Here is a 756-nt window from a genome sequence, read left to right on the forward strand (position 1 = left end):
CGCCCGCTGCCCGATTGCGATTGAGCGCTGCCGAACCCAGGCGCCGCCGCTGGAGCGGCTGGCCGACGGCCGCCAGGTCGCCTGTTTCCGCGCCACCGAGCCGCTCTCGGACGGGGAGGACCGGCATGGCTGAGGCGGGTTCGGGCCAAGCGCTGCTCAGCGTGCAAGACCTGCGGACGTGGTTTCCCATCCGCCGGCTGCTGTTCTCGCCCAGTCGCGGCTCTATCAAGGCCGTGGACGGCGTGTCGTTTGACATCTATCCGGGCGAGACGCTGGGGCTGGTCGGCGAGTCGGGCTGTGGCAAAACCACCCTGGGCCGGACGATCCTGCGCCTGGAGCGGGCCAGCGGCGGCCGGGTGGTGTACAACGGGCAGGATCTGCTGAGCCTCGGCGAATCGGCCCTGCGACCCCTGCGTCGGCGGCTGCAGATGATCTTCCAGGACCCTTACTCCTCGCTTAACCCCCGCCTGGCGGTACGCGACATTGTCACCGAGGGTCTCAGACAGCACGGTCAGCTTGACAGCAGCCTGGACGCGGTCGCCACCCGTCTGTTGCGCGAGGTTGGTCTGGACGCCACCGCGCTGTACCGCTATCCGCACGAATTTTCGGGCGGCCAGCGCCAGCGGATCAGTATTGCGCGGGCTATTTCGCTCCAGCCCGAATTCATCGTGTGTGACGAGGCGGTCAGCGCCCTCGACGTGTCGATTCAGGCCCAGATCATCAACCTGCTGGTTGACCTGCGCCGTCGCTACGGCC

1 protein-coding gene is annotated in these 756 nt (G+C 67.9%); it reads left to right on the forward strand.

Annotated elements, in window-relative coordinates:
• Positions 1 to 125: 125 nt before the first annotated feature.
• The coding region (locus tag J4F42_21530) for an ABC transporter ATP-binding protein (GenBank protein ID MCE2488104.1) at positions 126 to 756 on the forward strand (631 nt) is incomplete at its 3' end.

The sequence above is a fragment of the Desulfurellaceae bacterium genome (genome assembly GCA_021296095.1).
In the GTDB taxonomy this organism is placed as follows: Bacteria; Desulfobacterota; Binatia; order Bin18; family Bin18; genus JAAXHF01.